5 protein-coding genes and 1 pseudogene are annotated in these 4,712 nt (G+C 31.7%); 5 read left to right on the top strand and 1 reads right to left on the bottom strand.

Annotation, left to right across the window (positions count from 1 at the left end; all coding sequences use genetic code 11):
* Positions 1-260 (bottom strand): thioredoxin family protein (locus AB1Z17_RS12520; protein ID WP_368052122.1); only part of this gene is annotated, 260 nt, incomplete at its 3' end.
* 237 nt (positions 261-497) lie between these two features.
* On the opposite strand from AB1Z17_RS12520, the gene AB1Z17_RS12515 reads away from it, so the two are divergent.
* The 5 genes and pseudogenes from AB1Z17_RS12515 to AB1Z17_RS12495 all read left to right on the top strand — a co-directional run.
* Entirely contained in the window at positions 498-1,085 is a 588-nt protein-coding gene (locus AB1Z17_RS12515; protein WP_368052121.1) for a fasciclin domain-containing protein, read from the top strand.
* Between the two features lie 33 nt (positions 1,086-1,118).
* A complete protein-coding gene (locus AB1Z17_RS12510) occupies positions 1,119-1,583 on the top strand; it encodes a cytochrome c (protein ID WP_368052120.1) in 465 nt (154 codons plus the stop codon).
* A 47-nt stretch (positions 1,584-1,630) separates the two neighbouring features.
* Positions 1,631-3,607, top strand: coding sequence for a Sec-dependent nitrous-oxide reductase (nosZ, locus tag AB1Z17_RS12505; RefSeq protein WP_368052119.1), 1,977 nt, complete (start codon positions 1,631-1,633; stop codon positions 3,605-3,607).
* Positions 3,608-3,796: 189 nt separating this feature from the next.
* Positions 3,797-4,384, top strand: coding sequence for a hypothetical protein (locus tag AB1Z17_RS12500; RefSeq protein WP_368052118.1), 588 nt, complete (start codon positions 3,797-3,799; stop codon positions 4,382-4,384).
* A gap of 101 nt (positions 4,385-4,485) precedes the next feature.
* Positions 4,486-4,712: pseudogene (locus AB1Z17_RS12495) on the top strand (hypothetical protein); the annotation flags it as partial.

Genomic DNA, 4,712 nt, shown 5'->3' with positions numbered 1-4,712 from the left:
CCACACCAACCTTCGGCCAATACTAGTAAGGTAAAATTATCAGATAGTCTATTTAGAGCATTGGATGTTTCTTCTGAAATTTTTAATGTTTTATCAAGCCTATTCATGCGTTTATCATTTAATATACTATATTCTAGGAGCGCTTCAGATTGCTCAGAACCAGTAGATTTTCCTTCAACTAGTAAACCTTTTATCAAAGTTCTATAGGTTGAATAAGAAATACCTTTTTTTATACTTTTTGAAAGTAAATTGCTAATCATAGATTTTATTATTTTACAATAGAACATTCGACGTTCTTAAATACAAATACTTACATCATTTTTAGAGAAGTATTAGTTATGCAAAAATAACTTGAGATTTTGGATAAAAAGTGTTACTTTTGTTACAATAAAATAAAAGACAAAATTGTCCTCTATTTTGAAATAAAAATATAAATTTGCATTTTAAAATGGATTGCTGTATTTAAAAAATATAACTTAAATATTAAATAATCAATTATGAAAACCAAACAAACAAATCAATTATTCAGTTCATTTTTTACCTTAATAATTTTACTTTTAGTATCTTGTGGTGAAGTTGAAAAGAAAGGACAGGCTGTTGAAACTAACAAAACAGCAACAGAAGAAGCGCAAGGGCAATCTACAATTGTTGATAAAGAATCAGCTGCAAACGCGTTACAAGTAGCTAAATCTTTGCCAGATTTTTCAACTTTAGTGGCTGCAATAGATGCTGCGGGCGTTGATGATGCATTAGTAAATGTGGGGCCATTAACAGTTTTTGCACCTTTAAATAGTGCATTTGATAAACTACCAGAAGGAACAGTTGAAACTCTTGTAAAACCTGAAAACAAAGAGAAATTAGCATTTATATTAAAAAACCATGTAGCACCAGCAAATTATCCAGACACACAACTTAAAAAAGAAGCAAAAAAAGGACGAAAGTTGTATATGGCTTCAGGTGAATATTTGGTTGTAGAAAATAGAGAAGATGGTTTATACGTTGGAGGAACAAAAGTATTAAAAACAGTACAAGTAAGTAATGGCTGGATCCACGTAATAGACGATGTGTTGGTCCCGGCTGAATAATAAATAAATTTATAGTAAATAATATAGAAACGAATGAAATTAAAAGTATTAGTATTAGCAATAACCGCAGTAATTATGTCAAGTTGTGGTAGTGACGGGAAGAAAAAAGATAATGTTGCAGCTCCAATAAAAGCAGAAAAAGAAGTAGTAGAAGTAGACCCAATGAAAGATAAAGGAATTGGACCTATCTCAAGTATAACCTTAGGAGAAATTGATGAAGCAATGGCAGCTGAGGGAAAAGAAGTTTTTAAAGCGAAATGTTCTGCTTGTCATAAAATGAGTAAGCGCTTTGTTGGACCAGGTTTAGCTGGTGTAACCGAAAGACGCACTCCAGAATGGATTATGAATATGATTCTAAATCCTGAAGAAATGGTAGATAAAAACCCAATAGCGAAACAATTATTAGCTGAGTACTTATCGCCAATGGCAAATCAAAGTTTAACAGAAAAAGAAGCTAGACTAATATTAGAATATTTTAGGACAGTAAAAGCCGAGTAGGTTTTTAAATCAACATTGAACAAACAACAAATATTAATCAAATAATTATGAAAACAATTTTTAAATCTTTATTTGCAATTACAGTGCTTTCATTAGTATTTAGTAGTTGTGGTAATGGAGGCTCAGACAAAAAAAGTGGTGCTTTATCAGGAAGTGCTGCTGAGAAAGTTTATGTTGCTCCAGGTGAACACGATGAATTCTATGCATTTGTATCTGGTGGCTTTAGCGGTCAATTAGCAGTATACGGTCTTCCTTCGGGTAGATTATTTAAAGTTATTCCAGTTTTTTCGGTCGACGCTGAACAAGCTTATGGTTTTAACGAAGAAACAAAACCAATGTTAAATACTTCGCACGGTTTTATTCCTTGGGATGATTCACACCACCCAGACATATCTCAAACTGCTGGAGAACTAGATGGTCGTTACGTATTTATCAATGGTAACAATACACCTCGTATTGCAAAAATTGATTTAACAACATTTGAAACTACTGAAATTATAGAAATTCCAAATTCAGCAGGTAACCACAGCTCTTCATTTGTAACTGAAAACACTGAATATGTGGTTGCAGGTACACGTTTTTCTGTGCCTTACCCTCAAAAAGATATGCCAATTGCGGAATATAAAGGAAACTTTAAAGGTGCATTAACTTTTATTTCTGTTGATCCAGAAGATGGAGGAATGGATATTAAGTTTCAAATTATGATGCCAGGTTTTAATTATGATTTATCGCATCCTGGAAGAGGAAAATCTCACGGATGGTTCTTCTTTACAACCTATAATACTGAAGAAGCTAACTCGTTGTTAGAAGTAAATGCATCTCAAAACGATAAAGATTTTATTGCAGCAATTAACTGGAAAAAAATTGAAGAATATGTAAATAATGGAGGTGGTACAAAAGCACCTACAAATTATGCGCATAATGTTTATAATGATGAAACTCATACTGCAACTTCGACCATGAAAGATGAGATTTTAATTGTAAATCCTTCTGATGTTCCTGGAGCAATCTATTTCTTGCCAACACCAAAATCGCCTCATGGTTGTGATGTAGATCCATCAGGTGAATATATTATTGGTAGTGGTAAATTAGCTGCAGAACTAACAGCACATTCATTTACAAAAATGCTTGCTGCAATTGAAGGTGAAAAGTTTGATGGTGAAGCTTATGGTATTCCAATTTTACAGTACGAAGAAGTTTTAGCTGGTGCAGTTAAACAACCAGGTTTAGGTCCTTTACATACGGAGTTTGACGGACAAGGGAATGCATATACTACATTCTTTATTTCATCTGAAGTTGTAAAATGGAAATTAGGAACTTGGGAAGTAGTTGATAGAAAACCTACATATTATTCTGTAGGTCATTTAATGATTCCTGGAGGAAATTCAAGAAAACCATTTGGGAAGTATGTATTGGCAATGAATAAAATTACAAAAGACCGTTATTTACCAACGGGTCCTGAGGTAACACAATCTGCGCAATTATATGATATAACTGGTGAAAAAATGGAATTGTTGCTTGATTTTCCAACAATTGGGGAGCCGCATTATGCTGCGGGTATTCCAGCTGATATTATAAAAGCTAATTCTAAAAAATTCTTTAAGTTAGAAGAGAATAAACATAAGTATGTTACAAAATCTGAAGCGGATGCTAAAGTTGTGAGAGATGGAAACCAAGTACATATTTATATGACAATGATTCGTTCTCACTTTGCACCAGACAATATTGAAGGAATACAAGTAGGAGATGAAGTATTTTTCCATGTAACAAACTTAGAACAAGATTACGATGTGCCACATGGAATTTCTATGATTGGAGCACAAACATCTGAATTGTTAATTATGCCAGGTCAAACGGAAACTTTTAAATGGTATCCTAAAAACGTTGGTGTATGGCCATTCTACTGTACAGATTTCTGTTCTGCATTACACCAAGAAATGCAAGGTTATGTTAGGGTTTCTCCTAAAGGATCAAGCGTTCCAATAACGTATACGTTAGATGGTGATGCTGTTGATGTTGAATAAGTTAGAATTATAAAAATGTATTTTTAGTTTAAAACGGGCATCATTAATTGTTGCTCGTTTTTTATTAAAAATAAATAAGACTAAAATATCCGATATGTAAATTTTATTACACAGAAGTGGGTACTTTTTTGTAAATTTATAGTTTATTTTAAATGAATTATAATCATTAACTAAACGTTAAAAAATATAATGAAAAAATCTAAAATTTTAATGATAATCGGTTCTCTTTTATTGTTAGGCTTGTTTGCGTTCCCTTTGTGGAATATAACTTTAGAAGCACCCCAATATCCAATACCATTAGGTATGGATATTTATATAAATAAATTTGCTGATACGCACGAATTTGATATAAAAAACATCAATTTAATGAATCATTATGTTGGAATGCAATATATTCCAAAAACTATTCCCGAGTTTAAAATATTTCCAATTGCTATTTTGGTAATGTCTGCTTTAGGAGTAATAATTGGTTTTTTAGGCAAGCACAAATTGTTTTTAGTGTGGTTTATTTTAATGACACTATTGGGAGTTGCTGGTATGTACGATTTTTATTTATGGGAATACGATTATGGTCATAATTTAGATCCTAAAGCAATTATGAATTTTAAAAACCCAGATGGCTCTGTAATGGGATTTCAACCTCCGCTATTTGGTACAAAAGATATCCTTAATTTTAAAGCACATTCATATCCTAGACTTGGAGCGTACTTTTTATTTACAGGTATGCTTTTAACTTTAATTGCATTTATTATCGGAAAAAAGGAAGCTAAGGCGTAAAAAATATATAAACGCTATTCAAATTACAAGTTAAAACGGATATAGCCATTTTAATATATCCGTTTTAATGTATATTTACAGTACTATTAAAATCAAAAAAAATGAACTCAAAACTTCTAAAGCCATTTACTGGTATATTCATACTATTGCTTACAATTTGTTGTAAAGTTGAGCCTCAACCGATAGAATATGGTAAAGATCAATGTAGTTTTTGTAAAATGAATGTTGTTGATAAAACACATGCTGCACAGTATGTTACTTCAAAAGGAAAGCAATTTAAATTTGATGCTATAGAATGTATGGTGAATGATTTAAATGAAAAAAATGT

This window comes from Lutibacter sp. (assembly GCF_040883305.1).
Classification (GTDB): Bacteria; Bacteroidota; Bacteroidia; order Flavobacteriales; family Flavobacteriaceae; genus Lutibacter.
The sequence above is the reverse complement of the archived record's forward strand: the minus strand, read 5'-3'. Positions and strand labels throughout refer to the sequence as shown.

Excerpts from the sequence above, each read along its gene's own strand:
- AB1Z17_RS12515 (WP_368052121.1), top strand. The coding sequence starts at position 498 with ATGAAAACCAAACAAACAAATCAATTATTCAGTTCATTTTTTACCTTA.
- AB1Z17_RS12510 (WP_368052120.1), top strand. The coding sequence starts at position 1,119 with ATGAAATTAAAAGTATTAGTATTAGCAATAACCGCAGTAATTATGTCA.
- nosZ (WP_368052119.1), top strand. The coding sequence starts at position 1,631 with ATGAAAACAATTTTTAAATCTTTATTTGCAATTACAGTGCTTTCATTA.
- AB1Z17_RS12500 (WP_368052118.1), top strand. The coding sequence starts at position 3,797 with ATGAAAAAATCTAAAATTTTAATGATAATCGGTTCTCTTTTATTGTTA.